Consider the following 23,427-nt stretch of genomic DNA (forward strand, 5'->3'; position numbering starts at 1 on the left):
CATGCGCGGCGGGGATGTTCAGTTCAGGGCGATGCGGATCGCGGCGGCGGCGGCCAGCGGCGCGAGCAGCAGCGACAGCAACAGGCCTGCGCCCAACCAGAGCAGGGCGCCGGAGGCATCCAGGCCTTGGGCGCTGGCAGCCACGGCGCCTGCGCCGAACACCAGCACCGGGACGTAAAGCGGCAGTGCCAGCAGGGCCACAAGGATACCAGAGCGCCTCATGCCGACCGTCAGCGCGGCCACCACCGCACCCAGCAGGCTCAGCACGGGCGTGCCCAGCGCGAGCGTTGCCAACAGCATCGGCAGCTGGTCGCGCGGCAGGTGCAGCAGTTCGGCCAGCACCGGCGTGGCGATGACCAGCGGCAATGCAGTAGTGGCCCAGTGGGTCAGCACGCGCACCGCCACCAGCCAGGCCAGCGGCACCGGCGCCAGGATCCACTGCTCCAGCGAACCGTCCTCGGCATCGCCGCGGAACAGGGTGTCCAGCGACAGCAGCCCCGCCAGCAGCACCGCCACCCACATCACCGCCGGGGCCACCTTCGACAACGCCTGCGGCGACGTGCCCAGGCCCAGCGCGAACAGCACCACCACCAGCAGCGCGAACAGGGCAGGCTGCAAGGCATCGCCCCGGCGGCGCCACAGCAGCTGCAGGTCGCGGGCGATCAGTGCGCGTGCGGTCTGCAGCAGGGAGGGGGCCGTGTTCATGCGGCCTTCTCCAGCACCAGCATGCGCGTCTGTACCGGCGGGGCGGCATAGGCGCCGTGGGTGGTGACCAGCGCGGCGCCGCCGTCGCGCAGGTGCGCGGAGATCATCCGGTTGACCAGGTTGATGCCATCCAGGTCCAGGTTGGCGTACGGCTCGTCCAGCAGCCACAGCGGGGCCGGCGACAGCCACAGGCGGGCCAGCGACAGGCGCTTCTTCTGGCCGGCGGACAACTGCCGCGCCAGCGCATCCTCGTAGCCACCCAGGCCGACCATGCCCAGGGCGTCGCCGGGCATCTGGCGTGGCCGGCGGCCATGCAGGCCACAGAGGAAGTGCAGGTTCTCCAGCGTGCTCAGGTCCGCCTTCAGGGCCGGCAGGTGGCCCAGATACGCCATGGCGTGGGCACGGCGCGAGGGACCCGCCGCCTGGCCATCGATGTCGACGTGGCCCGCGTCGGCCCGCAGCAGGCCCGCAAGCACGCGCAGCAGGGTGGTCTTGCCGACGCCGTTGCCGCCCTGCACCAGCAAGGCCTCGCCGGCATCCACGGCGAATGCCAGCGGCCCGAACACCGGCTCGTCGTTGCGCGAGAACGTCAGGCCGCGCGCGGACAACAGCGGGGGGTGGGACGGGGCGGGTTCGGTCATCGTGGCGGGCCTTCCCCCTTGGGAAGGCAGGGGCTGTGATGGGATTCAGCCGCCTATTGTAAGCGGAGCCGGGTGGCCGACCGCCTGCGACAGACGGTCGCGCCCGCGCGTCAGCCGACCCAGTCGGTATGTGCGTCGCCGTCGGCCTGGGGCGGGCGGGGCCACATCATCCGCAGGCGCACGGTGCCGCTGGCCGCCCAGAACAGGGTGCCGCCCTGGCCGAACTCGCGGGCCAGCGCGTCGGCCTGTTCCGCGGTGGCATCCAGCACCAGCCAGCCCGGTTCGACCATCTCGCCGCGGCTGTTGCAGCCCAGGGCAGGGTGGAACGCCAGTTCGGACTGTCGCAGGCGCTGCTGCAGGCGCTGGTCGGCGTCTTCGTTGGCGTGGCGCTCGGCCTCGCCGGGCGGCGGATTCCACGCCGTGATGAACAGATAACGATCGGCCATCAGCTGGCGTTCGATCTCCGGCGCGCGCTGGCCGGTGCAGAACAGCCATTCCCGCCGTCCCAGCGTGACGAAGTAGTGCGCGGCGGCCCACGCGGTGGCCAACCGTGCCCGTTCGGGCTCGGGCACCGTGTCGGCGGGAACGCTGTGTCCGGTCATGGCCCCATCATCGCGCTTCCCGCTGATTGCGTACACTCCGCCTTCCCCCAGATCGAGAGCCGGAAGGCGGATGTCGCAGCCCCAGACCAAACTGCCCAAGGTGGGCACCACCATCTTCACCGTGATGTCGCAGCTGGCCGCCGAACACGGCGCGGTCAACCTGGGGCAGGGTTTCCCGGATTTCGCCGTTCCGCAACGGCTGGTGGACGAACTGGACCGCGCGATGCGCGACGGCCACAACCAGTACGCGCCGATGACCGGCGTGGCGCCGCTGCGCCAGGCCATCGCCGACAAGGTGCTGCGCTGCTACGGGCGCGAAGTGAGCCCGGACACCGAGATCACCGTGACCAGCGGCGCCACCGAGGCGCTGTTCAACGCCATCCATGCGGTGGTGCGCCCGGGCGAAGAGGTCATCGTGCTGGACCCGGCCTACGACAGCTACGAGCCGGCCATCGAACTGGCGGGCGCGCGTGCCGTGCATGTGCCGCTCGATCCGCAGACCTTCGCGGTCGACTGGGACCGCGTGCGTGCCGCCATCACGCCGAAGACGCGGCTGCTGATGGTCAACAGCCCGCACAACCCGTCCGGCGCGATGTTCGACGAAGCCGACATCCGCGCGCTGGCCGCGCTGCTGGAAGGCACCGGCATCTACCTGATCTCCGACGAGGTCTACGAGCACATCGTGTTCGACGGCCGCCGCCACGAATCCATCCTGCGCTACCCGGAACTGGCCGCGCGTGCCTTCGTGGTGTCCAGCTTCGGCAAGACCTACCACTGCACCGGCTGGAAGATCGGCTACGCCATCGCGCCGCCGGCGTTGACGGCGGAATTCCGCAAGGTGCACCAGTACAACGTGTTCTGCGCGTTCGCGCCGGCGCAGTTCGCGTTCGCCGCGATGATCCGCGACGAGCCGGAACACTACGAGCAGCTGGGTGCGTTCTACCAGGAGAAGCGCGACGGATTCCGCGAGCAGCTGCTGGGCACGAAGCTCAAGCCGCTGGCGGTGCCGGGCGGATATTTCCAGCTGGTGGATTATTCGGCCGTCAGCGACCTGCCGGATGCCGAGTTCGTGAAGTGGCTGACCATCGAGCATGGCGTCACCGCCATCCCGCTGTCGCCGTTCTACGAGACGCCGCCGGCCGGCCAGCGCCTGGCACGGCTGTGTTTCGCGAAGAACCCGGCGACGCTGGATGCGGCGATCGAGCGGTTGAAAAAACTCTGAACCCGTCGTTTTGGATGCAACCAGGAATATCCGAACCATGCAGGACCTGCGCATTTCCCTGATCCAGGGCGAGACCCGCTGGCATGACCCGGCGGGCAACCGTGACTACTACGGCGACCTGATCGCGCCGCTGGCAGGGCAGACCGATCTGGTCATCCTGCCGGAGACCTTCACCAGCGGCTTCAGCAACGACGCCATCGACCAGGCCGAAGGCATGGAAGGCGAGACCGTCGCCTGGATCCAGACCCAGGCGGAGTTGCTGGGCGCCGCGGTCACCGGCAGCGTGCAGCTGCGCACGCCTGCCGGGGTGTTCAACCGGCTGCTGTTCGCCACGCCCGACGGTGGCCTGCAGCATTACGACAAGCGGCATCTGTTCCGTTACGCGAACGAGCACATGCGCTACGCGGCGGGCAACGAGCGGCTGACGGTGGAATGGAGGGGCTGGCGCATCAATCCGCTGGTCTGCTACGACCTGCGCTTTCCGGTGTTCGCACGCAACCGCTACGACGTGGAACGCCCGGGTCAGCTCGACTTCGATCTGCAGCTGTTCGTGGCCAACTGGCCGGCGGCGCGCGCGTACCCGTGGAAGACGCTGCTGCGCGCACGTGCCATCGAGAACCTGTGCTACGTGGCGGCGGTGAACCGGGCGGGGACGGACGGCAATGGGCTGGCGTATTCGGGCGACAGTGCGGTGATCGATTTCCTGGGGCAGCCGGTGGTGGAGCTGCCGGCGGGCGAGGGCGTGGCGACGACGACGGTTTCGGCCGAGGGGTTGGCGGCGCATCGGGAGCGGTTCCCGGCGATGCTGGATGCGGACCGGTTCGAGTTGCGCTGAGGGGCGTTGGGCCCCTCTCCCTGCGGAAGCGGGGTTAGGTGAGGGCCAACGAAGTCTGTTAGCTGCGTGAGCCGTGCAGGCATGGCGCGCTCGCCGCGGGGCGTCACTTTCTTTGCTTGTGCAAAGAAAGTAACCAAAGAAACACACCCCAGGCGGCACGCCCTGCGCTTCGCTCCGGGTCCGCGATTGGTCCGGGAATTTTCGTAAGGCACATCCTGTGCCATACGAAAACGCCGCCATCCATGGCGGCGCCCTTCGGGTTTTACCCGGCCCACTCGCCGTGCCTCAAGGGGGCCCAAAAGCAACTGCGACAGCAACTGCAACAGCAACTGCAACAGCAACTGCAACTGCAACTGCAACTGCAACAGCAACAGCAACAGCAACAGCAACAGCAACAGCAACAGCAAGCACGGCGTACGGATTTGTCCGACGCAGCTTCGGGCCCCCTGAGGTCCGGCAGTCCCGGCGGGTAAAACCCCAACGGGGCGGCGCACAGGACGTGCGCCGTTTTCGTATGGGCCAGGATGGCCCTTACGAAAATTCCCGCCGGGACTGCGCACCCGCCGCTTTGCGGCGGGCGGACCGCCGGGGTGTGCTTTCTTTGCCTACTTTCTTTGCACAAGCAAAGAAAGTAGGGCCCCCGCGGCGAGCGGCACCATGCGTGACCTAAAGCAGACCCACACCGAAAGATGCACGCAACAGTTTCATCGTGCGTGAGCGTTTCCAGTGAATCGCAGATGTTGTCAGGCCGCCGGTTTATCGGAGCGGGCTGACTTCGTTGGCCCTCACCCCAACCCCTCTCCAGCAGGAGAGAGGCTTCAACCGCTGGTGTGGCTCAAACAGGTCAGGCGCTTTTCTGCGGCAGGATCTGGCACACCGCCTGGCACATCACCAGCACGCGTCCCGCGTCATCGCGGGCTTCGCCGGCCAGGAACAACTGGTTGCGCGTGCGCTGTGCCAGCCGTGCGTGGCAGGTGATGTGCGGCATGTCCGGCGTCACCGGGCGCAGGTACTGCGTATTGAGCGAGGTCGTCACGCTGGGCGGCGCGATCAGGTACGAGAACGGGCCCAGCGTGTTGTCCAGCGCCGCCACGATGAAGCCGCCCTGCATGTGCCCTATCGGGTTCTGGTAGCGCGGCAGCACCGGGAAACGCACCGCCAGCGATTCGCCTTCCACGTAATCGACGAACTCGCCCTGCATGTCGAGCAGGCAGGGCGGCGGGATCTGCAGCGTCATGCCCGCGGGCAGGCGGCCGCGCAACAGCGCGTTCAGGTCGACGGCGTCGGTCATGGCGTGAAGGTCAACTCGAACGAAGTGAAGAACGGTGCGCGCGGTGGCGCCATCAGGGTCTTCCCGTTGATCTGCTTCTGCACGCAGATGGCCAGCGGCGTGCCGCCCTCACGCCACGTACGCACGACCTTGCCGGTGGCGTCCAGTTCCGCCACCACCACGAAGGGCGACGTGTCGGCGTTGGGCGTGGCACAGGCGGCGATGCCGTCGCCCAGTACCCGTTCCTGGGCTTCCAGCAACGGCGCCGAATGCGTGGCGGAAAGCGACGCCTCGTCGGCGTCGGCTTTCTGTTTGGCCTGTGTGTAATCCGTGGGCGACTGCGCATGCACGCTCGCGGTGCAGCACAGGCCAAGGGCGAGCAGGAAAACGCGCATGGTCAGTGTCTCCTCACGGGGTCTTCGGCGGCTCGATGCGCCACAGCTTGCCGTCTTCCTCGTCGGTGAGCACGTAGACGTTGTCATCCGGGCCGACGCGCACGTCGCGCACGCGTTCGCCGATGTCGTTGAGCAGGCGCTCCTCGTTGACGATCCGGTCGCCGTCCAGGGTCAGGCGGATCAAGTTGCGCTCCGCCAGCGCGCCCATGAACAGGCTGTCGTTCCACGGATTGCCCGGGCGGCCGGTGTAGAACGCCATGCCGGACAGGCCGGGTGACTTCTCCCACACATGGTACGGCTGCTCCATGCCGTCCTTCGCCTTGCCCTGGGCTTCCGGGATCGGTTGTCCGGAATAGTTGATGCCATGCGTGATCACCGGCCAGCCGTAGTTCCTGCCGGGCTGCGGCAGGTTGATCTCGTCGCCGCCGCGCGGGCCGTGCTCGTTCTGCCACAGCTTGCCGGTGCGCGGATCCAGCGCCATGCCCTGCATGTTGCGGTGGCCGTAGCTGTAGATTTCCGGGCGCGCGCCCGCCTGGCCGACGAAGGGATTGTCCTGCGGCACGCTGCCATCCAGGTTCAGGCGCACCAGCTTGCCCTGCAGCTTGTCGAGTTCCTGCGACAGCGGACGCTGGTTGCGTTCGCCCTGGCTGATGAAGAGGTGGCCGTTGCCATCGAACACCAGCCGCGAGCCGAAATGGTTGGGGCCGACGACCTTGGGTTCCTGGCGGTAGATCACCGTCACGTCCGTCAGGGCGTCGCCCGCCAGCGTGGCGTGGGCCACGGCGGTGCCGGCGGTGCCGTCCGCGCCAGGTTCGGCATAGCTCAGATAGATGCGCTGGCTGGTGGCGAAGTCAGGTGCGGGCACCACGTCCAGCAAGCCACCCTGGCCGGTGGCGAACACCGTAGGCACGCCGCTGATCGGTGCCGACAGCGCGCCATCGGCGGCCACGCGGCGCAGTTGGCCCGGGCGTTCGGTCACCAGCATGCTGCCGTCCGGCAGGAAGGCGACGGACCAGGGATGCTTCAGGCCTCGGACCACTTCGGTCACGCGGAGGGTGCCAAGGGCGCTGGGCAGCGTCTGCGACGAGGTGCGCGCGGGCGCGGGCTGCGCGCCTGCGCTGCCGTTCGCGCCGGTGGCATCGCCGTCGGTCGAGGCCTGGCACGCGGCGAGGGGCAGCGCGACCAGCAGGGCCATGGCAAGACGGTGGGGAATGCGGAGGGAAGGGGCGAGTGGCAACGGAAGTCTCCTGTGGTGGGGCGGGGGTGCCTTGCTAGCGGTAACCGGCAGCCTGCAGTTCGAACAGTTCGGCGTAACGGCCGCCTTCGGCCAGCAGTTGTTCGTGGGTGCCGCTGGCTTCCAGTCGTCCTTCATTGAGGACCAGGATGCGGTCCGCCATGCGTACGCTGGAGAAGCGGTGCGAGATCAGCACTGCCGTCCGATTGTCCGACAATTCCTTGAAGCGTTGGAAGACCTCGAATTCCGAGCGCGCGTCCAGCGCGGCGGTCGGTTCGTCCAGGATCATCACCTGCGCATCACGCATGTACGCGCGCGCGATGGCGATCTTCTGCCATTGTCCGCCGGACAGGTCCACGCTGTTCTTGAAGCGGCGGCCGATCATCTGGTCGTAGCCCTGGGGCAGCCCGGCGATCACTTCGTCCGCCATGGAGCGCGCGGCGGCGTCGCGGATGCGGGCCTGGTCGTGCATCGCGTCGATCTGGCCGACGCCGATGTTCTCGCCGGCGGTCAGGTGGTAGCGGACGAAGTCCTGGAAGATCACCCCGATGTTGGCGCGCAGTTCGTCGATGTCGTAGTCGCGCAGGTCGCGACCGTCCAGCAGGATGCGCCCCTCGTCCGGGTCGTACAAACGCGCCAGCAGCTTGACCAGCGTGGTCTTGCCGGCGCCGTTCTCGCCGACCAGCGCCAGCACCTCGCCGGCGCGCAGCTCGAAGTCCAGCCCCCGCACCGCCCAGCGCTCGGCATCGGGGTAGCGGAAGCCGACGTTCTCGAAGGTGAAGCCACGGGTGATCGGTTTCGGTACCGGGACGGGATGCGCGGGCGAGGTGATCTCCGGCTCGATCTCGAAGAACGAAAACAGGTCGTCCAGGTACAGCGCTTGGCCCGCGACCTGCGAGAAACCCACCAGCAGGCCTTCCAGCAACTGCCGCAGGCGGCGGAAACTGCCCGCAAGGAACGTCAGGTCGCCGATGCTGAAGTCGCCGCGCACCGTGCGCCAGGCGATGTAGCCGTAGGCCACGTAGTACCCCAGCGTGCCCAGCGCCGCCAGCAGGGTGCCCCACACCGCGCGACGGCGTGCCAGCGCGCGATTGGCGATGAAGAACTTGTCCGCCAGGGTGCGGTAGCGGCTGATCAGGAAGCGGTGGAGATTGAAGATCTTCACCTCCTTCGCGGTTTCCACGCTGGCACCCATCTGCCGCATGTATTCCAGCTGCCGGCGCTCCGGCGTCCACTGGAAGTTCAACGAATAGCCCACCGCATTGAAGTGCGCCTCGCCGATGAAGGCGGGAATCAGCGCCACCGCCAGCAGCACCATCAACCACGGCGCGTAGACCAGCAGGCCGGCGGCGAAGCCGACCACGGTGATGGCGTCCTGCACCTGGCCGAACAGCTGGCTCATCAGGTTCATGCGGCCCATGGTCTGGCGGCGCGCGCGGTCCAGCTTGTCCTGCAGGTCCGGATCCTCGAAGTCCTCCAGGTCCAGCGTGGCGGCGTGTTCCATCAGGCGGATGCTGGTGGCGTTGGTGAACAGCTCCGACAGCAGCGCGTCGGCATAGCTCACCATGCGGCCCAGCAGGTCGGACAGGATCGCCAGCGCGAACTCTACCGCCAGCAGCCACAGCAGGTGGTCCAGCACGCCGCTGCGCCACGCGGCCATCAGGCCTTCCTGCGGCACGCCGGCACCGACCAGGCGGATGGCTTCGTCGATGATCAGCTTGCCGATGTACAGCGTGACGATGGGCAGCAGCGCGCGGATCACGCGCAGGCCCAGGCTGGCGGTGGTCAGGACGCGACTTGTCTGCCAGATCTGGCGCAGGAACGGCGCCAGGTTGCGCATCGCATCGAAGCGCTCACGCAGGTTGGGCTTGTTGGCAGGGCGCGGGGCGGCGCCCTTGGGCTTGCCCGCAGGCGGGGGTGACGAGGCCATGCGTGGATTGTGCCTGCCCCGGATGGATTTGGGGTGAAAGCGCGGCTGCCTGCGGTGTGGGAGCGACGTCAGTCGCGATCAGGCATGGCGTCCGTCCCGTCGCGACTGACATCGCTCCCACAGGCTTCATGGGGAAGCGACGCGGATCGCGACTGACGTTTTCCGTGCCTCCGCGCCCCACGGACTCGTCGGTGCCCGTAAGGCGAGAACGCGCCGCAGCGCGGCAGCGACGGCGAACGATCATGCAGGAAGCGACGCGGATCGCGACTGACGTTTTCCGTGCATCCGCGCCCCATGGGCTCGTCCGTGTCCGTAGCGCGAGAACGCGCCGCAGCGCGGCAGCGACGGCGAACGATCATGCCGGAAGCGACGCGGATCGCGACTGGACGTTTTCCGTGCATCCGCGCCCCATGGGCTCGTCCGTGTCCGTAGCGCGAGAACGCGCCGCAGCGCGGGAGCGACGGCGAACGATCATGCCGGAAGCGACGCGGATCGCGACTGACGTTTTCCGTGCATCCGTATCCAGTCGCTCGGGGAAGCGGTATGACCCCGTTCGACCGGACCTCTCCAGGTTACGGACAACGCCAGCCGCGATCCGCGCCGCCTCGCAAGGCGATGCGCAGCGCTCAACGCATCGCGACGGCCAGCGACGCCGGCTGGATGCTGACCGCCTGGCCGGGCTCGACGCGCTCGCCGCCACGCACGATCAGCCGGTCGCCGGCGCGCACGTTGCCGGTGACTTCCACCAGGCCATCGACTTCCGCGCCGGTTTCCACGGCCAGCCGCTCGGCCTTGCCGGCGCTGTCGACGCGCAGCACGAAGTCGCCCTCGCGGCGCAGGATCACCGCATCGCGCGGCACGGCGACGACGCTGCGCGTGCCCGCGCTGGGGAGCCCGACATCCACCGCGCTGCCGACCGGCATCTGGGTGGCGTCGATGGCGATGCGCAGTTCCAGCTGCCGCGACGATTCGTCGCCCACCGGCACCAGCGCGGTCACCGGCCAGGCGCGCTCGTTGTCGCCGGCCCTGACCAGGACCGACGTGCCTGCGCCGAGGTGACGCGCCAGGTCCACCGGTGCACGCACGCGGACTTCCTGCGAGGCCGTGTCCACCAGGCGCGCGACCGAGGCGCCCGTGGTGAGGTACTCGCCCAGCTGCGTATGGCGTTCGGCGACGATGCCGGTGAAGGGCGCGCGCACGACCATCTGCGTGCGCTGGTGGCGGATCTGCGCCAGTTGCGCCAGTGCGCGGGCACGCTCCTGCACCAGCATGTCGCGGTCGGCGCGCAGCTGTTCGTACTGCGCCCGCGCGATGTTCTGCTGCGCGGCCAGCTGCGCATAGCGCTGCTCCTGCCGCGCCGCCAGGTCCAGCTGCGCTTCGATGCGCGAAAGGTCGGCCTGGCTTTCCCGTTCGCGCAGCCGCAGTGCGGTGTCGTCCAGTACCGCGAGGGCCTGGCCGGCGCGGACGTGGTCGCCCACCTCGACCACGTCGACGATGCGTCCGGCCTGTTCACTGGCCACGCGGGCATCCTGCCGGCTGATCACGCTGCCCGGCGACCAGTGGCGCGGCGCGAATTCCGCGGTCACCGCCGGGGCAACGCTGACGATGGCCGGCGGTGCGTCAGGCTTCGCCGGCGCGCTGGCATCGGCGTCCAGCTTGAGCAGGGGGAGGGCGAGGACGCCGGCCAGCGCGACGGCGATCAGGGTCTTGTGCAGGGTGCGCATGTCGTTTTCCAGGAGGGGGGGAGGGAATCAGGCCGCGGGGGAGGGAAGCGGGGTGGCGGGGATATCGCGGGCATCGGCACGGGCGGCGCGCGTGCCGGCCAGCCGCAGCAGCGCGGGTACCAGCACCACGGTGAACAGCAGGCTCAGCGCGACGCCGCCGACCGAAACGGCGGCGAGGCCGCGGTAGATCACCGCGCCGGGACCGGGATTGATCGCCATCGGCAGCGCGCCCAGCACGCCGGTCAGTGCGGCGATCAGGATGGGCCGCAGGCGCTGGTCCAGGGCCTGCTTCAATGCGTCGTCAAGCGAAGCGCCGAGCGACTGCGCTTCTCGCGTCTGCGCGACCAGCAGGATGGCGTTGTTGATCACCATGCCCAGCAGCATGATGAAGCCGATCATCGACAGCAGATCGAGCGTCTGCCCGGCGGCCAGGTCCAGCACGCGCAGGCCCAGCACGCCGCCCAGCACCGCCATCGGCAGCGTCGCCATCACGAAGGCACTGTCGCGCGCCGAGCGGAACATCGCCGCCATCAGCATGAACAGCACCACCAGCGCCATCGCGAAGTTCATGCCCATGCTGCGCACCACTTCGCCCAGCCGGTCCGCGCTGCCGGAAATGCGCACGGCGGCGTCCGGCGGCAGCGCGTCGTGCAGGGTGGGCACGATCTCCTGGTTGACGATGTCCAGCGCCTCTTCCAGCGACATCGCCGGCGGCGGATCGACGGTGAGGGTGACGGTGCGGCGGCGGTCGATGCGGCGCAGCTGGTTGGGGGCCAGCATGGTGTCCACCTGCGCCAGCTCGCCGAGGCTCAGCACGCCGCCCTGCGGCGTGGCCAGGGGTGCGGCGGAGAGGCGCTCCACGTCGTCCTCGCGGTCGCTGCGCAGGATGATGGCCAGGCGGCGATCACCGTCGAAGTGTTCGCCCAGCCATTGGCCATCGCCCAGCGCACGGACCACGGTGCCTAGTTCCGGGCGGCGCCAGCCGACTTCCGCCAGCCGGCGGTCGTCCGGATTGACGCGCAGCTCGGGCGTGCCGGCGTCGGCATTGGGCCAAGCCTGCACGTTGGCGCCGGCGAAGCGCTCGGACAGCAGCTTGCGTCCGGTTTCCGCGGCGCGCGTGAGCGCATCGCCGTCGGCGTGCTGCAGGTGGATGGCGATGGCGCGGGCGGAGCCGCCGAAACTGCCGAACAGCTCGCCCTCGTTGGCGAACGCGCGGGTGTCCGGGAAACCGACCACCACTTCGTCGCGCACGATGCGTTCCAGCTCGCCGATGTCGGCCGGGTCCACCACGCGTGCACCCAGCGTGCCGCCGCCCGGCCACAGGTTGAGGTACCAGTTGCTCAGCTGCGGCCCCTTCTCGCCGTCCATGTAGGGGCGCATGCGTTCCAGCAGCACCGGCGCGATCTCGCGGTTGACGCGCTCCGGGCTCATGCCGGGCGGGAAGTTGAAGAAGGCATCCACGGCGGCGCGCTTCACCGGCGGCAGGTAGTCGATCTGCGGCATCAGCACGGCGGCCAGCACGGCCGGCGCGAGGACCAGCGCGCCCACCCATGCCAGCTGCCGCTTGCGGCCTTCGGTGGTACGCAGTGCCCAGTCGCTGATGCGCGACCAGGTGCGGTGACGGACCTCGTCCGCGCGGCGCGTGCGCAGCCAGCTGCCGGCCGCGGCGGGCAGCACGGTCATCGCGATCAGCAGCGAAATGCCCACCGCGATGGAAATGGTCAGCGCCAGGTCGGCGAACAGCTGGCCTTCCACGTCATCCATGAAGATCACCGGCAGGAACACCGCCACCGTCGTCAGCGTGGACGCGACCAGCGCGCCACCGACCTGCCGCGTGCCTTCCAGCGCCGCCTTCGTCGCCGGCAGGCCTTCCTCGCGCAACCGCACGATGTTCTCCGCCACCACCACCGCGGCGTCCATCACCATGCCCACGGCGAAGGCCAGGCCGGCCAGCGAGATGACATTGAGGCTGCGCCCCGTCAGCTGCAGCACGATGAAAGTGGCGAGCAGCGAGATGGGAATGGTGCAGGCGATCAGCGCCGTCGCGCGCACGTCGCGCAGGAACCACCAGAGGCAGCCGACCGCCAACAGCACGCCGGCGAACAGGCTGCCGGACAGCAGGCCGATGGCACGGTTGATGAAGACGGACGCATCGAAGCTCTGCGCGATGTCCAGGCCCAGCGGCTTCAGCTCCTGCTCGCGCACGTCGGCGACGACCTGCTTCACCTCGTCCAGCGTGTCCAGCACGTTGGCGCCGCTCTCGCGCAGGATCCGCAGGCCGATGGCCGGGTTGCCGTTCTGGTAGGCGAAGAAGCGCTGTTCGGGCCGTTTCACTTCCACCGTGGCGACGTCGCCCAGGCGCACCGGCCGTCCTTCGCGCCAGGCCAGGATCAGGTTGCCCAGGGCTTCGGGCGAGTAGCGGCCAGCAAAGCGCAGGACGTATTCGCGGCGGCCGGCTTCCACCACGCCGCCGGACACGTCGGTGGCGCGTGCCGCCACGGCGGCCACCTCGGGGATCTGGATGCCCAGCGCGGCCGCACGTTCCAGGTTCAGGGTGATGGTGAGTTCTTCCTGCGCGCCACCGTTGATCTCGACGCCGGCCACGCCATTGACCGCCGACAGGCGCGGAACGACGCGATCCTCGATCATCTGCCGGTAATCGAGGATGTTGCCGCGCGTACCCGGCAGCTTCTGCACGAAGAAGTAGGTCAGCGAGTTGTTGGCGTTGTCGGCGCCGGCCTGCACCACGGGGGGCGTGGCGTCGCGCGGCAGCGGCTGCAGCCGGTTCATGCGCGACAGCACTTCCACCAGCATGGCATCCATGTCGCTGCCGACGGCGAAGGTCAGGTTGATGAAGCTGTTGCCCGCATTGACGTTGGAGGCGATCTCCTCCAGCCCGGGCAGGCCCTGCATCACCGCTTCGATAGGCTCAACGATCTCCGATTCCATTTCCTGCGGCGAGGCTGCGCGCCAGCCGGTCTGGATCGACATCTGCGGCCGCTCGATGTCGGGGAACAGCTGCAGCGGCAGCTTCATCAGGCTCATCAGGCCGAAGGCGCAGGCCATGGCCACCACCACCGCGACGGCGGCAGGATTGCGCAGGGAAGCGTCGGTGAGTTTCATTGGCAGGTCCGCAGGGAGGTCAGCGGAGCGGACGATGCGCCCATGCCGCGATTCGCCTATGGCCCGGAAGTCATGCCGTGCGTGCGGTTGCGGCGAAGAGTGGGACGCGTGCGGTGAACCGAGGCTGGAGAATCCGGGTTACGCGGTGAGGCGCTGTCGTGCGATCGACGTCGGTCGCGACGATGCGCCTGGCGATTCACTGCGAGCGACCGCGTATTCGCCACAGTGCATCACATCGCGGATGGATACGCGAAGCGAAGATCTTCTGTCGCGACTGACGTCGCTCCCACAACGGCGGGCGTGCTTCTACAGCAGCACCGCCAGCTTGTCGCGGTAGCTGCGCGACAGCTTCAGCTCCTGGCCGCAGTCCAGGCGTAGGTAGCTTTCACCGTTGGTGTGCGGGCGCAGTTCGACCACGCGGCGCGCGTTGATGATCGTGGAGCGGTGGATGCGCGGGAAGCGCTGCGGATCCAGCTGCTTTTCCATTTCACGCATGGTGGCGCGCAGGATCAGCGTGTTGCCGTTCGGCGTGTCGCCGTCGGTATGGATGCACATGTAGTCGCCGGCCGCATCGATCCAGCGGATGCTGCGCAGGTCGACGCGCACCGTGCGCCCGCCGTCGCGTACGGCCAGTTTTTCTTCGCGGCGCAGTTGCTCCAGCGCGTCCGGCTTCAGTGCCTCGTCCAGGTCCAGCGGCGGGCGGCCGCTCAGTTCGCCCAGCAGGCCCAGCAACTGGGCACAGTGGCCGCTGGCCTCGCGTTGTGCGCGGGCGATGCGCACGCGTGCCAGCGCCTGTTCCAGCCGCGTCTCCTCCACCGGTTTCAGCAGGTAGTCGGTGGCGGAGGCCTCGAATGCACGGATGGCATAGTGGTCATACGCGGTGACGAAGACGACCAGCGGCATTTCCCGCGCGGGAATGGCGCGCAGCGTCGCGAAACCGTCCATGCCCGGCATCTGCACGTCGAGGAACATCAGGTCGGCATGGTGCTCGCGCAGGCCGGTGATGGCCGACGCGCCATCGCCATACTGGCCGACGATCTCGACGTCGGGGTAGCGCTGCAGGCGGATTTCCAGGCCGCGGCGGGCCAGAGGCTCGTCGTCGACGATCAGTGCGCGCAGCTTGGGCGCACTTTCGCCACGGTGGTGCGGGGTTTCCGGCTGGCGTGCGCTGTCCATGGCTCAGTCTCCGATCGTCTGCGAGGTCTCGAAGGGCAAACGCAGGGTGACCTCGATGCCGGGCGCGCGGTTGCGCACGGAGAAGCCACTGTTCTCGCCGTACAGCACGTGCAGGCGTTCCCGCGTGTTGCGCAGGCCGACGCCCTTGCCGGGCGGCAGGTCCCCGTTCTCCATGCTCTGGCAGCCGGGGCCGTCGTCGATCACGCGCAGCACCAGCTGCGCACCTTCGCGCTCGGCCTCGATGCGCAGCAGGCCACCGGCCACCTGTTTGGCGACGGCGTACTTGATGGCGTTTTCCACCAGGGGCTGCAGCAGCAGGCTGGGCAGCAGCGCGCGCCAGCAGTCCTCGTCGATGCCGGTCTCGATGCGCAGGCGCTCGGCGAAGCGGATCTTCTCGATGTCGAGGTACAGCGTCAGCGCATCCAGTTCCTGCCGCAGCGTAACGCGCTGCATGGGGTCGTTGTCCAGCGAATGGCGCAGGAACGAAGACAGGCCCTGCACCATGCGGTTGGCGGTGGCGTTGTCGCGGTCCAGGATCAGCGTGGAAATGGCGTTGAGGGTGTTGAACAGGAAGTGCGGATTGAGCTGGTAGCGCAGCATCTTCAGCTGCGCCTGGTGCGCCATGCTGCGCGCGGCCAGGGTGCGCTCGGTCTCGCTCTGGAACTGGCGGTAGTACTTGATGCCCATGTACGCGCCGACCCAGGCCAGCAGGACGTAGATATAGCCCAGCGAATAGGCGATGAACTCCAGCCGGGTGGTCGGCTTGCAGGTCTCGCAGAAGTCCACCAGGACTTCACGGGTGACGAAATCGATCAGCGCCGAACTGGCCAGGATCATCGGGATCATCAATGCCAGCAGCCGGCGGGGCGGCAGCACCCAGCAGGTCCTCAGCACGAAGCGGAGGCCCAGCGTGACCAGTGCGCCCATGGTCGCGGCCGTCGCGGGTACCACCCAGTACCCCGACGGCTTGCCGTGGGCCACCGCATACAGGCAGCCCTGCGCGAAGTACGCGCCCCAGCCGCCCAGGTGCAGCAGCCAGAAGACGTGCTGGCGGGGGATGTCCAGCGGATGGGTGGCGGCGAGGGCCATGGCGGGCTCGGCAAACGTAGAGGCCACCATGCTAACGCCGCCACGCCACCGGCAGGGCAACGCTTCGTCGGCCGATCCGCTCGGTTGGGCGCATCGGCCGCGTGGCTCAGGCCAGCACCGGCTGCATGCCCACGCCCAGGCGGTTCCAGGCGTTGATGGTGGCGACCGCCATGGTCAGTTCGGCGATGCCGTGCTCGTCGAAGTGTTCCTTCAATGCGTCGTAAGTGGCATCCGCCGGCGCGCCCGAGGGCAGGGTGGTGAGTTGTTCCGCCCAGGCCAGCGCGGCGCCTTCGCGCGCATCGAAGAAGCGGCTGTCGCGCCAGCCGGCCAGCGTGTGCAGCTTGCGCGATTCCACCCCGGCCTTTACCAGCGCGCTGCTGTGCATGTCCATGCAATAGGCGCAGCCGTTGATCTGCGAGACGCGCAGGAAGATGAGTTCGAGGAACTCCTTTCCCAGCACACCGTTGTGGACGGCCGTGCTGGTGGCGTAGAGGCCGCGGAAGGCCTCGGGGACGTGCTTGGGGTAATCGACGCGGTGGAACTTCATGCTCATGGCAGTGCCTCTATGGCGGCCACGATGGCCACCTTCACTACCAGGACGTGCCACCGTCCTTCGCCGTGACAGCCGTGCCCAACTTGTCGGGATTGGCCACGGTGAAGATCTCGCTGATGCGCTCGCCGTCGCTCACCGCCACCATCACCGCGACCAGCACGCCGTCGCGGTAGCGCAGGATCGCCGGTTCGCCGTTCACCATGCCCATGCGCCAGGCGATGGTGGGGTCCGGCCGGCGGTACGCAGCCCAGAACAGCCGCGCGATGCGCACCGCGCCCAGCAGTGGGCGGGTAACCGCCAAGGCCTTGCCGCCGCCGTCGGACACCAGCTGCGCATCTTCCCGCAGCAGGGCGGTGATCGCCGGCTGGTCGCCGCGGCGCGCGGCGTCCATGAAGCGTTCCAGCAGGCGGCGGTGGTTTTCGGGCGGCACGTCGAAGCGCGGGCGGCCGGCCTGCACCCGTTCGCGCGCGCGGTGGACCATCTGGCGGCAGTTCGCTTCGCTCTGGCCCAGCAGGGGCGCGATCTGCGCGTAGTCGTAGTCGAAGGCCTCCTTCAACAGGAAGGCCGCGCGTTCCTCCGGGCCCAGCCGCTCCAGCACCGCCAGGAACGCCAGCGAGACCTGTTCGGACACTTCGGCGCTGCGCTCCGGGCCCGGCGCCTCGTCGATCTCGGTGGGTTCGGGCAGCCAGGGGCCGGTGTAGTGCTCGCGCTGCACGCGCGCGGCGCGCAGGCGGTCGATGCCCAGGCGGGTGGCGGCCGTGACCAGCCAGGCCTCGGGGTCGCGGATTCCGGTCTTGTCCGCCTGCTGCCAGCGCAGCCAGGTGTCCTGGACCACGTCCTCGGCGTCGCTGCGGCTGCCCAGCAGCCGGTAGGAGAGCCCGAACAGGCGGGAGCGGTGGGTTTCGAAGGTGGTTTCGGCGTTCATGCGACGAAGGACGGGCGAGGGCGCCGGCCCGTGACAGCCAGCCGGGGTATCACTTTGGCCTAAAATGGCCGCTTCCGCCCGCGACCCCACCGGCAGCCCCGGCATTCCGCTCCCATGACCTCGATCAAGCAAGAAGACCTCATCCAGTCCATCGCCGATGGCCTGCAGTACATCAGCTACTACCACCCGGTCGACTACATCCGGAACCTCGCCGCCGCCTACGAGCGCGAGGAATCGCCCGCGGCCAAGGACGCCATCGCCCAGATCCTGATCAACTCGCGCATGTGCGCCGAAGGCCACCGCCCGATCTGCCAGGACACCGGCATCGTCACCGTATTCCTCGAGATCGGCATGGACGTGCGCTGGGACGACGCCACGATGGGCGTGGAGGACATGGTCCACGAGGGCGTGCGTCGCGCCTACAACCACCCCGACAACAAGCTGCGCGCCAGCGTGCTGGCCGACCCGGCCGGCAAGCGCACCAACACGAAGGACAACACGCCGGGCGTGGTCAACGTCAAGGTCGTGCCGGGCAACACCGTCGACGTGATCGTCGCCGCGAAGGGGGGTGGATCGGAAGCGAAGTCGAAGTTCGCGATGCTCAACCCCTCCGATTCCATCGTCGACTGGGTGCTGAAGACCGTGCCGACGATGGGCGCCGGCTGGTGCCCGCCGGGCATGCTCGGCATCGGCATCGGCGGCACCGCCGAGAAGGCGATGCTGCTGGCGAAGGAATCGCTGATGGAGCCCATCGACATCACTGACCTGCAGGCGCGTGGCCCGTCCAACCGCGCGGAAGAACTGCGGCTGGAACTGTATGAGAAGGTCAACGCCCTGGGCATCGGCGCGCAGGGCCTGGGTGGCCTGACCACCGTGCTCGACATCAAGGTCAAGGATTACCCGACCCACGCGGCGAACCTGCCGGTCGCGATGATCCCGAACTGCGCCGCCACCCGCCATGCGCACTTCACCCTCGATGGCAGCGGCCCGGTGATGCTGGATCCGCCGTCGCTGGAAGACTGGCCGGAGCTGACCTACGACGCCTCCAAGGGCCGTCGCGTCGACCTCGACACGCTGACGCGCGAAGACGTCGCCAGCTGGAAGCCGGGTGAAGTGCTGCTGCTCAACGGCAAGCTGCTGACCGGCCGCGACGCCGCGCACAAGCGCATGGTCGACATGCTCAACAAGGGCGAGCCGCTGCCGGTCGATCTGAAGGGCCGCTTCATCTACTACGTCGGCCCGGTCGATCCGGTGCGCGATGAGGTGGTCGGCCCGGCCGGTCCGACCACCGCCACCCGCATGGACAAGTTCACCGAGCAGGTGCTGGCGCAGACCGGCCTGCTGGGCATGGTCGGCAAGGCCGAGCGCGGCCCGGCGGCGATCGAGGCGATCCGCAAGCACCAGTCGGCCTACCTGATGGCGGTTGGCGGCGCGGCTTATCTCGTGTCGAAGGCGATCAAGGCGGCGAAGGTCATCGGCTTCGCCGACCTGGGCATGGAAGCCATCTATGAGTTCACCGTGCAGGACATGCCGGTGACGGTAGCCGTCGATTCGCAGGGCACCTCGGTGCACAACACGGGCCCGAAGGAATGGCAGGCGCGGATCGGGAAGATCCCGCTGGTGGTGGCGTAGTTGTCTTTCCCTTCTCCCCCTCGGAAGAAGGGCTCAAATCACAGGGCTCCATCCATGTCGACAACGCTCTACTACTCCCGCAGCACCGCCAGCCTGGTCGTCCACTGGCTGCTCATCGAGCTGGGCATCCCGCATGAGTTGCACGAGCTGGACTTCGACAAGCGTGACCAGAAATCGGACGATTACCTGAAGCTCAATCCCGCCGGCGTGGTTCCCACCTTGGTCATGGACGGGCAGGTGATCACCGAGACGGCCGCCATCCTGATGCACCTGGCGGACACGCACCCGCGCGCGGACCTGGCGCCCGCGGTGGCGAGCATGCAGCGTGCGCAGTACTACCGCTGGATGCTGTTCTGCGCCAACACGCTGATGCCGGCCTACCGCGCCTGGTTCTATTCGGACGAAATCGCCGGTGAGGCCAATGTCGAGGCCACGCGGCAGCATGCCCGGAATAAGCTGGAGAAGGCGTGGGGCCAGGTCGCCGACCATCTTGAGGCGCATGGTCCCTACCTGCTGGGCGCGCAGCGCAGCGCGGCCGATTTCCTGCTGACCATGCTGATGCGCTGGTCGCGCAACATGCCCAGGCCGACCGACACTTGGCCGGCCCTGCAGGCCCATGCACAACGCATGAAGGCACTGCCGAGTTTCAGGGAAGTCTATGCCCGCGAGGGGCTGACCGACTGGACCTGAGCCGAGCTGCTTTCTGTAGGAGCGACGTAAGTCGCGACCGTGGCCCCTGAGTGGCATCGGTCTGGGCTCGAAAATGGACAGTGCCGGATACGCAGCGTATGAGATGACGCTATCAGCTGCCATGGCATGCGGTCGCGACTCACGTCGCTCCTACAACAGGCACCAACGCCCGCTCAGTCCACGTATTCGTCGAACTTCTTCCCGCCCTGGAACGGCATCAGGTGCTGGCGCACGATGCCGCGCGGCACCGTCTCCAGTTTCATCACACCGTATTCCTCGGGCCAGTCTTCCTGCTTGGGCGGCAGCTTGAACGTGCCCATCAGCATGTCCACCAGCGGCAGGTGGATGGCGTAGTTCACGTCCAGGTAGTCCTTGTGCCGCGCATGGTGCCAGTGGTGGTAGCGCGGCAGCACCAGCAGGTATTCCAGCACGCCGAAGCGGAGGCCGAGGTTGGCGTGCGCCAGCACCGCCTGCAGTCCGACCAGGATCACGTAGGCGTTCACCGCAGGCGCCGAGAAGCCCAGCACGAGCAAGGGCAACAGCACGGCGCTGCGGGTCAGCACGATCTCGACGAAATGGATGCGCGACCCCGCCAGCCAGTCCATCTCGCGACTGGAGTGATGAACGGCATGGAAGCGCCAGAGCCACGGAATGTTGTGGTACGCACGGTGCAGCAGCGCCTGCGCCAGGTCGGCCACGAACACCGCGATCAGGAACTGCGCCCAAACGGGCAACGACTGGATCGCGTCCTTCAACGCGGGAAACACCGCCAGGCCGGCGATGGTGGACGTCGACGCCGTCACCAGGATCAGGATGAACTGCACCAGCACGTGGCTCATGAAGAAATACGCCACGTCCGTGCGCCAGCCCGGGCGCAGCGGCGAGATACGGCGCTTGCCCAGGTAATGCTCCAACGGCACGAACACCAGCGCCGAGAAGAACAGCGAGATCACGAACCAGTCCAGCCCCAGCGAGTAGGGCGTCTTGCCGATGGCATCGAACTGCACGTTGGTGCCGCCCAGCAATACCGCCAGCGTCGCGCTGCCCACGCCGACCAGCGCGATGCGCCTGTTGCGGTCGCGCAGGATCGCCAACGTCCCCATGCCGAAGGCGGCGGCCAGCCCCACCAGCAGCAGGTGGCGGGCGAACTGCTCGTTGTAGACCGCGCGGAATTCCCGGCTGGTCAGCAACTCGGGAAAGTGGAAGCACGCCACGGCCATCAGGCTGAGCAGGCCCAGCAGGGCGGCCGAATAGGCGAAGAACGAGCGACGGGGGCGGGCAGCGCGCGGCGGCAGGGTGGTCGGCGTCATGGCGGGACGGGGTTCAGGGGATGACAACAAGGAGCATCACGTCAATCCATCGCCAGACCGGACGGCGCGCGGACACCGCATGCCGTCCGGCCCGGTGGCATGGCCGTCAGTACCAGTCCAGCAGCGAGATGCCCAGGCCGATGTAGGTCGCCTTGTGGTTGTAGTCGATCAGGCTTTCACCGTAGCCATGGAACAGCTGCACGTGCGCACGGAACGCCCGGTTGATGGGGAAGCCGTAGTCCACCTGCAGCGCACCGTGCGACTGGTCGCCGCCGCGCAGCGAATGGCGCCCCAGCACGGTGAGGATGTGGCCGTCGCGCGTATAGGTCAGCATTGCGTCGCCACGCCCCACGTAGTCGAGGATGTCGGCGTTGTTGTCGTCGCTGGCGTCCTCGTCGAAGCGGTGCCACGCGCGCATCACCAGCGCCCAGTTCTCCCGGTCCAGGCCGACGCTGCCGATCAGCCGGTTCCAGCTGCGCGACAGCGGATCGCCGCGGCCGTTGGACTGGTGGTTCAGGCTGATGCCGGTCATGCGGCCCTTCCATCCCCCCAGGCTGTAGCTGTTGCGGAAGACCAGCATCACCTCGGGCTCGTAGTTGGTTTCGCGGAACGGACGCGACTGGTCGCTGTTGTAGACCTGCCAGCGCGAGCTCTGCGTGTAGGCACCCCAGAGGTCGCCGTTGTCGCCGAACAGGTTCTCGGCGAACTTGGTCTTGAAGCTGAGCTGGAACTTGGCCTCGACGTCCTGCAGATCCTGCGCTTCGGTGACCGTGTTGTTGGGATTGGGCGAGGACGGCCGTTCGTTGTTGCTGCTGGTCCAGAAGGCGGGCAGCAGGTACACGGGCTTGTAGCCGCGCATCTGGAACACGCCCAGCTTGGAGTCCTTGGCCAGTTCCCAGCGACTGTCGAGCAGCGAGCCGCGCCCCGCGTTGGCGATGACGGCTTCGTCCGACGGATCGTCGGCACGGAACCACGCCCCCAGCCTGCGCTGGCGATGCTCGCCCAGGGTGTCCTTGCCATCCAGCGTTTCGGCATTCGCGTCGGCCTCCGCCTTGGCCTGCGCGCGCGCCTGTGCTTCGGCCGCTTTCGCCGCGCGCGCCTGCTCGTCCGCTTGGCGGGTGTCGCTCTGCGAACGCCCCAGCGCACTGTCGTAACAGGCAAGGCGGGCGGCATCGGACTCGATGGAGAAGCAGGCCTCCGGTGTCGCGACCGCAGGCGTGGATTCCTGCGCATGGCTGGCGGCAGACAAGGTAACGCCGATTACAAACGGCAACAGGCGGATGCGCTGGGTCATGCAGAAACTACTCGTGGAAGGGGGCAGCGACATTCTGCCGCAGATCATCGGGTACACGCGTTTACCGATTTCCGGGTGCGCATTCAGAAGAACCAGGCGAACACGAACAGACCCACCATGGCGAAGGCCAGGCCCAGTTTCAGCACGATGCCCAGCACGATGCCGAGCCACGTCCCCAGGCCTACTTTGGTGGCCTGGCGCAGTTCGCGGCCGTGCCACAGCTCACCCAGCAGGGCGCCGGCGAACGGCCCCACGAACAGGCCGATGGGCATGAAGAACAGCCCCGCGAACGTGCCCAACACCGCGCCCACCAAGGCTTTCCGGCTGGCGCCGACCCGTTGCGCACCCATGGCGGTGGCGAAGATGTCCACGGCGAACGACAGCGCGGTCAGCAGGCCCAGGACCACCAGCGTGACCCAGCCGATCTGCTGGAAATCACCCGCCCAGGCAGCCAGCAACATGCCGGCGAAGACCAGCGGCAGGCCGGGCAGTGCGGGCAGGATCACCCCCGCGATGCCCACGAGGATCAGCACGACGGCCAAGGCGTAATAGAGAGTGTGGATGTCCAAGCAATTCTCCTAGGCGAATCAAGGGTTTGAGGGGGGTTGACGGGAGGGTTTTGAACGTTTGCATTTTCACAAATGCCGGGTTACTGTGCGGCCGCTGCCGTTGCCAAGGTCACCGTGAATCGTGGCCTGATGGGGTAGATCCATGATCCGCTGCATCCTTGTACCTCGCTTCCTCCTTGCAACCAGCCGCCGGACAGGCGTATCCACCACCCGTTTCAAGGAGCAAGTAGATGTCTGATCGTGAAACCGGAACCGTGAAATGGTTCAACGATGCCAAGGGCTTCGGCTTTATCAGCCGTGAAAATGGCGAAGACGTGTTCGTGCACTTCCGCGCCATCCAGAGCCAGGGCTTCAAGAGCCTGAAGGAAGGCCAGAAGGTCAGCTTCACCGTCGTGCAGGGCCAGAAGGGCCTGCAGGCGGACGCCGTGCAGGCGCTCTGATCGAAGGCTTGCACCACGCCTCGTGGCGTGGAAGCGACATGAAAAAGCCCGGCATCGACCGGGCTTTT

General features: G+C 67.9%; 21 protein-coding genes. 5 read left to right on the top strand and 16 right to left on the bottom strand.

Going from position 1 to position 23,427, the window contains the following annotated elements; genetic code table 11:
* Positions 1 to 18: 18 nt before the first annotated feature.
* The 3 genes from ccmB to OVA13_RS02405 all read right to left on the bottom strand — a co-directional run bounded on the left by ccmB (position 19) and on the right by OVA13_RS02405 (position 1,948).
* The gene (ccmB, locus tag OVA13_RS02395) at positions 19 to 705 is read right to left on the bottom strand and encodes a heme exporter protein CcmB (RefSeq protein WP_267792232.1); all 687 of its coding nucleotides are present in this window, start codon (positions 703 to 705) and stop codon (positions 19 to 21) included.
* Complete coding sequence (ccmA, locus tag OVA13_RS02400) at positions 702 to 1,346, bottom strand: heme ABC exporter ATP-binding protein CcmA (RefSeq protein ID WP_267792233.1); 645 nt, start codon at positions 1,344 to 1,346, stop codon at positions 702 to 704. The genes ccmB and ccmA overlap by 4 nt, the downstream gene beginning before the upstream one ends.
* A 110-nt stretch (positions 1,347 to 1,456) precedes the next feature.
* On the bottom strand, positions 1,457 to 1,948 hold the full coding sequence (locus tag OVA13_RS02405; RefSeq protein ID WP_267792234.1) for a DUF3293 domain-containing protein: 492 nt from the start codon (positions 1,946 to 1,948) through the stop codon (positions 1,457 to 1,459).
* Positions 1,949 to 2,018: 70 nt separating this feature from the next.
* Here OVA13_RS02405 and OVA13_RS02410 point away from each other — a divergent pair, with 70 nt between their 5' ends.
* Both OVA13_RS02410 and OVA13_RS02415 read left to right on the top strand, forming a co-directional pair.
* The gene (locus OVA13_RS02410; RefSeq protein ID WP_267792235.1) at positions 2,019 to 3,170 is read left to right on the top strand and encodes a pyridoxal phosphate-dependent aminotransferase; all 1,152 of its coding nucleotides are present in this window, start codon (positions 2,019 to 2,021) and stop codon (positions 3,168 to 3,170) included.
* 37 nt (positions 3,171 to 3,207) lie between these two features.
* The gene (locus OVA13_RS02415) at positions 3,208 to 4,005 is read left to right on the top strand and encodes an amidohydrolase (protein WP_267792236.1); all 798 of its coding nucleotides are present in this window, start codon (positions 3,208 to 3,210) and stop codon (positions 4,003 to 4,005) included.
* An 844-nt stretch (positions 4,006 to 4,849) separates the two neighbouring features.
* Here OVA13_RS02415 and OVA13_RS02420 read toward each other — a convergent pair.
* From OVA13_RS02420 to OVA13_RS02465, 10 genes are all read right to left on the bottom strand, one after another.
* Positions 4,850 to 5,296 carry a PaaI family thioesterase gene (locus OVA13_RS02420; RefSeq protein WP_267792237.1) on the bottom strand — a complete coding sequence of 149 codons (447 nt, stop codon included), beginning with the start codon at positions 5,294 to 5,296 and terminating at the stop codon, positions 4,850 to 4,852.
* Entirely contained in the window at positions 5,293 to 5,670 is a 378-nt protein-coding gene (locus OVA13_RS02425; RefSeq protein ID WP_267792238.1) for a hypothetical protein, read from the bottom strand. Before OVA13_RS02425 ends, OVA13_RS02420 begins: the two co-directional genes overlap by 4 nt.
* 13 nt (positions 5,671 to 5,683) lie before the next feature.
* Positions 5,684 to 6,907: a PQQ-dependent sugar dehydrogenase gene (locus OVA13_RS02430; protein WP_324288250.1), complete on the bottom strand. Its 1,224-nt coding sequence runs from the start codon at positions 6,905 to 6,907 to the stop codon at positions 5,684 to 5,686.
* A gap of 34 nt (positions 6,908 to 6,941) precedes the next feature.
* The gene (locus OVA13_RS02435) at positions 6,942 to 8,834 is read right to left on the bottom strand and encodes an ABC transporter ATP-binding protein (protein ID WP_267792239.1); all 1,893 of its coding nucleotides are present in this window, start codon (positions 8,832 to 8,834) and stop codon (positions 6,942 to 6,944) included.
* A 626-nt stretch (positions 8,835 to 9,460) separates the two neighbouring features.
* Positions 9,461 to 10,558 (bottom strand): efflux RND transporter periplasmic adaptor subunit, encoded by a 1,098-nt coding sequence (locus tag OVA13_RS02440; RefSeq protein WP_267792240.1) that lies wholly within the window; start codon positions 10,556 to 10,558, stop codon positions 9,461 to 9,463.
* 27 nt (positions 10,559 to 10,585) lie between these two features.
* Positions 10,586 to 13,681: an efflux RND transporter permease subunit gene (locus tag OVA13_RS02445; RefSeq protein ID WP_267792241.1), complete on the bottom strand. Its 3,096-nt coding sequence runs from the start codon at positions 13,679 to 13,681 to the stop codon at positions 10,586 to 10,588.
* A gap of 306 nt (positions 13,682 to 13,987) precedes the next feature.
* Entirely contained in the window at positions 13,988 to 14,857 is an 870-nt protein-coding gene (locus tag OVA13_RS02450; protein WP_267792242.1) for a LytR/AlgR family response regulator transcription factor, read from the bottom strand.
* Positions 14,858 to 14,860: 3 nt separating this feature from the next.
* The gene (locus tag OVA13_RS02455; RefSeq protein WP_267792243.1) at positions 14,861 to 15,946 is read right to left on the bottom strand and encodes a sensor histidine kinase; all 1,086 of its coding nucleotides are present in this window, start codon (positions 15,944 to 15,946) and stop codon (positions 14,861 to 14,863) included.
* Positions 15,947 to 16,052: 106 nt separating this feature from the next.
* Positions 16,053 to 16,493 carry a carboxymuconolactone decarboxylase family protein gene (locus tag OVA13_RS02460; protein WP_267793606.1) on the bottom strand — a complete coding sequence of 147 codons (441 nt, stop codon included), beginning with the start codon at positions 16,491 to 16,493 and terminating at the stop codon, positions 16,053 to 16,055.
* A 43-nt stretch (positions 16,494 to 16,536) separates the two neighbouring features.
* Positions 16,537 to 17,424, bottom strand: coding sequence for an RNA polymerase sigma-70 factor (locus tag OVA13_RS02465; RefSeq protein ID WP_267792244.1), 888 nt, complete (start codon positions 17,422 to 17,424; stop codon positions 16,537 to 16,539).
* 114 nt (positions 17,425 to 17,538) lie between these two features.
* Between OVA13_RS02465 and OVA13_RS02470 the strand changes: the two genes are divergently transcribed.
* Together OVA13_RS02470 and OVA13_RS02475 are read left to right on the top strand one after the other, a co-directional pair.
* The gene (locus tag OVA13_RS02470; protein ID WP_267792245.1) at positions 17,539 to 19,056 is read left to right on the top strand and encodes a fumarate hydratase; all 1,518 of its coding nucleotides are present in this window, start codon (positions 17,539 to 17,541) and stop codon (positions 19,054 to 19,056) included.
* Positions 19,057 to 19,110: 54 nt separating this feature from the next.
* Complete coding sequence (locus OVA13_RS02475) at positions 19,111 to 19,746, top strand: glutathione S-transferase family protein (protein WP_267792246.1); 636 nt, start codon at positions 19,111 to 19,113, stop codon at positions 19,744 to 19,746.
* 173 nt (positions 19,747 to 19,919) lie between these two features.
* Here OVA13_RS02475 and OVA13_RS02480 read toward each other — a convergent pair whose 3' ends face one another.
* From OVA13_RS02480 to OVA13_RS02490, 3 genes are all read right to left on the bottom strand, one after another.
* On the bottom strand, positions 19,920 to 21,056 hold the full coding sequence (locus OVA13_RS02480) for a sterol desaturase family protein (RefSeq protein ID WP_267792247.1): 1,137 nt from the start codon (positions 21,054 to 21,056) through the stop codon (positions 19,920 to 19,922).
* A gap of 106 nt (positions 21,057 to 21,162) precedes the next feature.
* Complete coding sequence (locus tag OVA13_RS02485; RefSeq protein WP_267792248.1) at positions 21,163 to 22,350, bottom strand: phospholipase A; 1,188 nt, start codon at positions 22,348 to 22,350, stop codon at positions 21,163 to 21,165.
* An 83-nt stretch (positions 22,351 to 22,433) separates the two neighbouring features.
* On the bottom strand, positions 22,434 to 22,919 hold the full coding sequence (locus tag OVA13_RS02490; RefSeq protein ID WP_267792249.1) for a DUF456 domain-containing protein: 486 nt from the start codon (positions 22,917 to 22,919) through the stop codon (positions 22,434 to 22,436).
* 230 nt (positions 22,920 to 23,149) lie between these two features.
* Between OVA13_RS02490 and OVA13_RS02495 the strand changes: the two genes are divergently transcribed.
* The gene (locus OVA13_RS02495) at positions 23,150 to 23,359 is read left to right on the top strand and encodes a cold-shock protein (RefSeq protein ID WP_267792250.1); all 210 of its coding nucleotides are present in this window, start codon (positions 23,150 to 23,152) and stop codon (positions 23,357 to 23,359) included.
* Positions 23,360 to 23,427 lie beyond the last annotated feature (68 nt).

Origin of the sequence: Pseudoxanthomonas sp. SL93 (assembly GCF_026625825.1) — a bacterium.
Taxonomy (GTDB): domain Bacteria; phylum Pseudomonadota; class Gammaproteobacteria; order Xanthomonadales; family Xanthomonadaceae; genus Pseudoxanthomonas_A.

Excerpts from the sequence above, each read along its gene's own strand:
- ccmB (WP_267792232.1), bottom strand. The coding sequence starts at position 705 with ATGAACACGGCCCCCTCCCTGCTGCAGACCGCACGCGCACTGATCGCC.
- ccmA (WP_267792233.1), bottom strand. The coding sequence starts at position 1,346 with ATGACCGAACCCGCCCCGTCCCACCCCCCGCTGTTGTCCGCGCGCGGC.
- OVA13_RS02405 (WP_267792234.1), bottom strand. The coding sequence starts at position 1,948 with ATGACCGGACACAGCGTTCCCGCCGACACGGTGCCCGAGCCCGAACGG.
- OVA13_RS02410 (WP_267792235.1), top strand. The coding sequence starts at position 2,019 with ATGTCGCAGCCCCAGACCAAACTGCCCAAGGTGGGCACCACCATCTTC.
- OVA13_RS02415 (WP_267792236.1), top strand. The coding sequence starts at position 3,208 with ATGCAGGACCTGCGCATTTCCCTGATCCAGGGCGAGACCCGCTGGCAT.
- OVA13_RS02420 (WP_267792237.1), bottom strand. The coding sequence starts at position 5,296 with ATGACCGACGCCGTCGACCTGAACGCGCTGTTGCGCGGCCGCCTGCCC.
- OVA13_RS02425 (WP_267792238.1), bottom strand. The coding sequence starts at position 5,670 with ATGCGCGTTTTCCTGCTCGCCCTTGGCCTGTGCTGCACCGCGAGCGTG.
- OVA13_RS02435 (WP_267792239.1), bottom strand. The coding sequence starts at position 8,834 with ATGGCCTCGTCACCCCCGCCTGCGGGCAAGCCCAAGGGCGCCGCCCCG.
- OVA13_RS02440 (WP_267792240.1), bottom strand. The coding sequence starts at position 10,558 with ATGCGCACCCTGCACAAGACCCTGATCGCCGTCGCGCTGGCCGGCGTC.
- OVA13_RS02445 (WP_267792241.1), bottom strand. The coding sequence starts at position 13,681 with ATGAAACTCACCGACGCTTCCCTGCGCAATCCTGCCGCCGTCGCGGTG.
- OVA13_RS02450 (WP_267792242.1), bottom strand. The coding sequence starts at position 14,857 with ATGGACAGCGCACGCCAGCCGGAAACCCCGCACCACCGTGGCGAAAGT.
- OVA13_RS02455 (WP_267792243.1), bottom strand. The coding sequence starts at position 15,946 with ATGGCCCTCGCCGCCACCCATCCGCTGGACATCCCCCGCCAGCACGTC.
- OVA13_RS02460 (WP_267793606.1), bottom strand. The coding sequence starts at position 16,493 with ATGAAGTTCCACCGCGTCGATTACCCCAAGCACGTCCCCGAGGCCTTC.
- OVA13_RS02465 (WP_267792244.1), bottom strand. The coding sequence starts at position 17,424 with ATGAACGCCGAAACCACCTTCGAAACCCACCGCTCCCGCCTGTTCGGG.
- OVA13_RS02470 (WP_267792245.1), top strand. The coding sequence starts at position 17,539 with ATGACCTCGATCAAGCAAGAAGACCTCATCCAGTCCATCGCCGATGGC.
- OVA13_RS02475 (WP_267792246.1), top strand. The coding sequence starts at position 19,111 with ATGTCGACAACGCTCTACTACTCCCGCAGCACCGCCAGCCTGGTCGTC.
- OVA13_RS02480 (WP_267792247.1), bottom strand. The coding sequence starts at position 21,056 with ATGACGCCGACCACCCTGCCGCCGCGCGCTGCCCGCCCCCGTCGCTCG.
- OVA13_RS02485 (WP_267792248.1), bottom strand. The coding sequence starts at position 22,350 with ATGACCCAGCGCATCCGCCTGTTGCCGTTTGTAATCGGCGTTACCTTG.
- OVA13_RS02495 (WP_267792250.1), top strand. The coding sequence starts at position 23,150 with ATGTCTGATCGTGAAACCGGAACCGTGAAATGGTTCAACGATGCCAAG.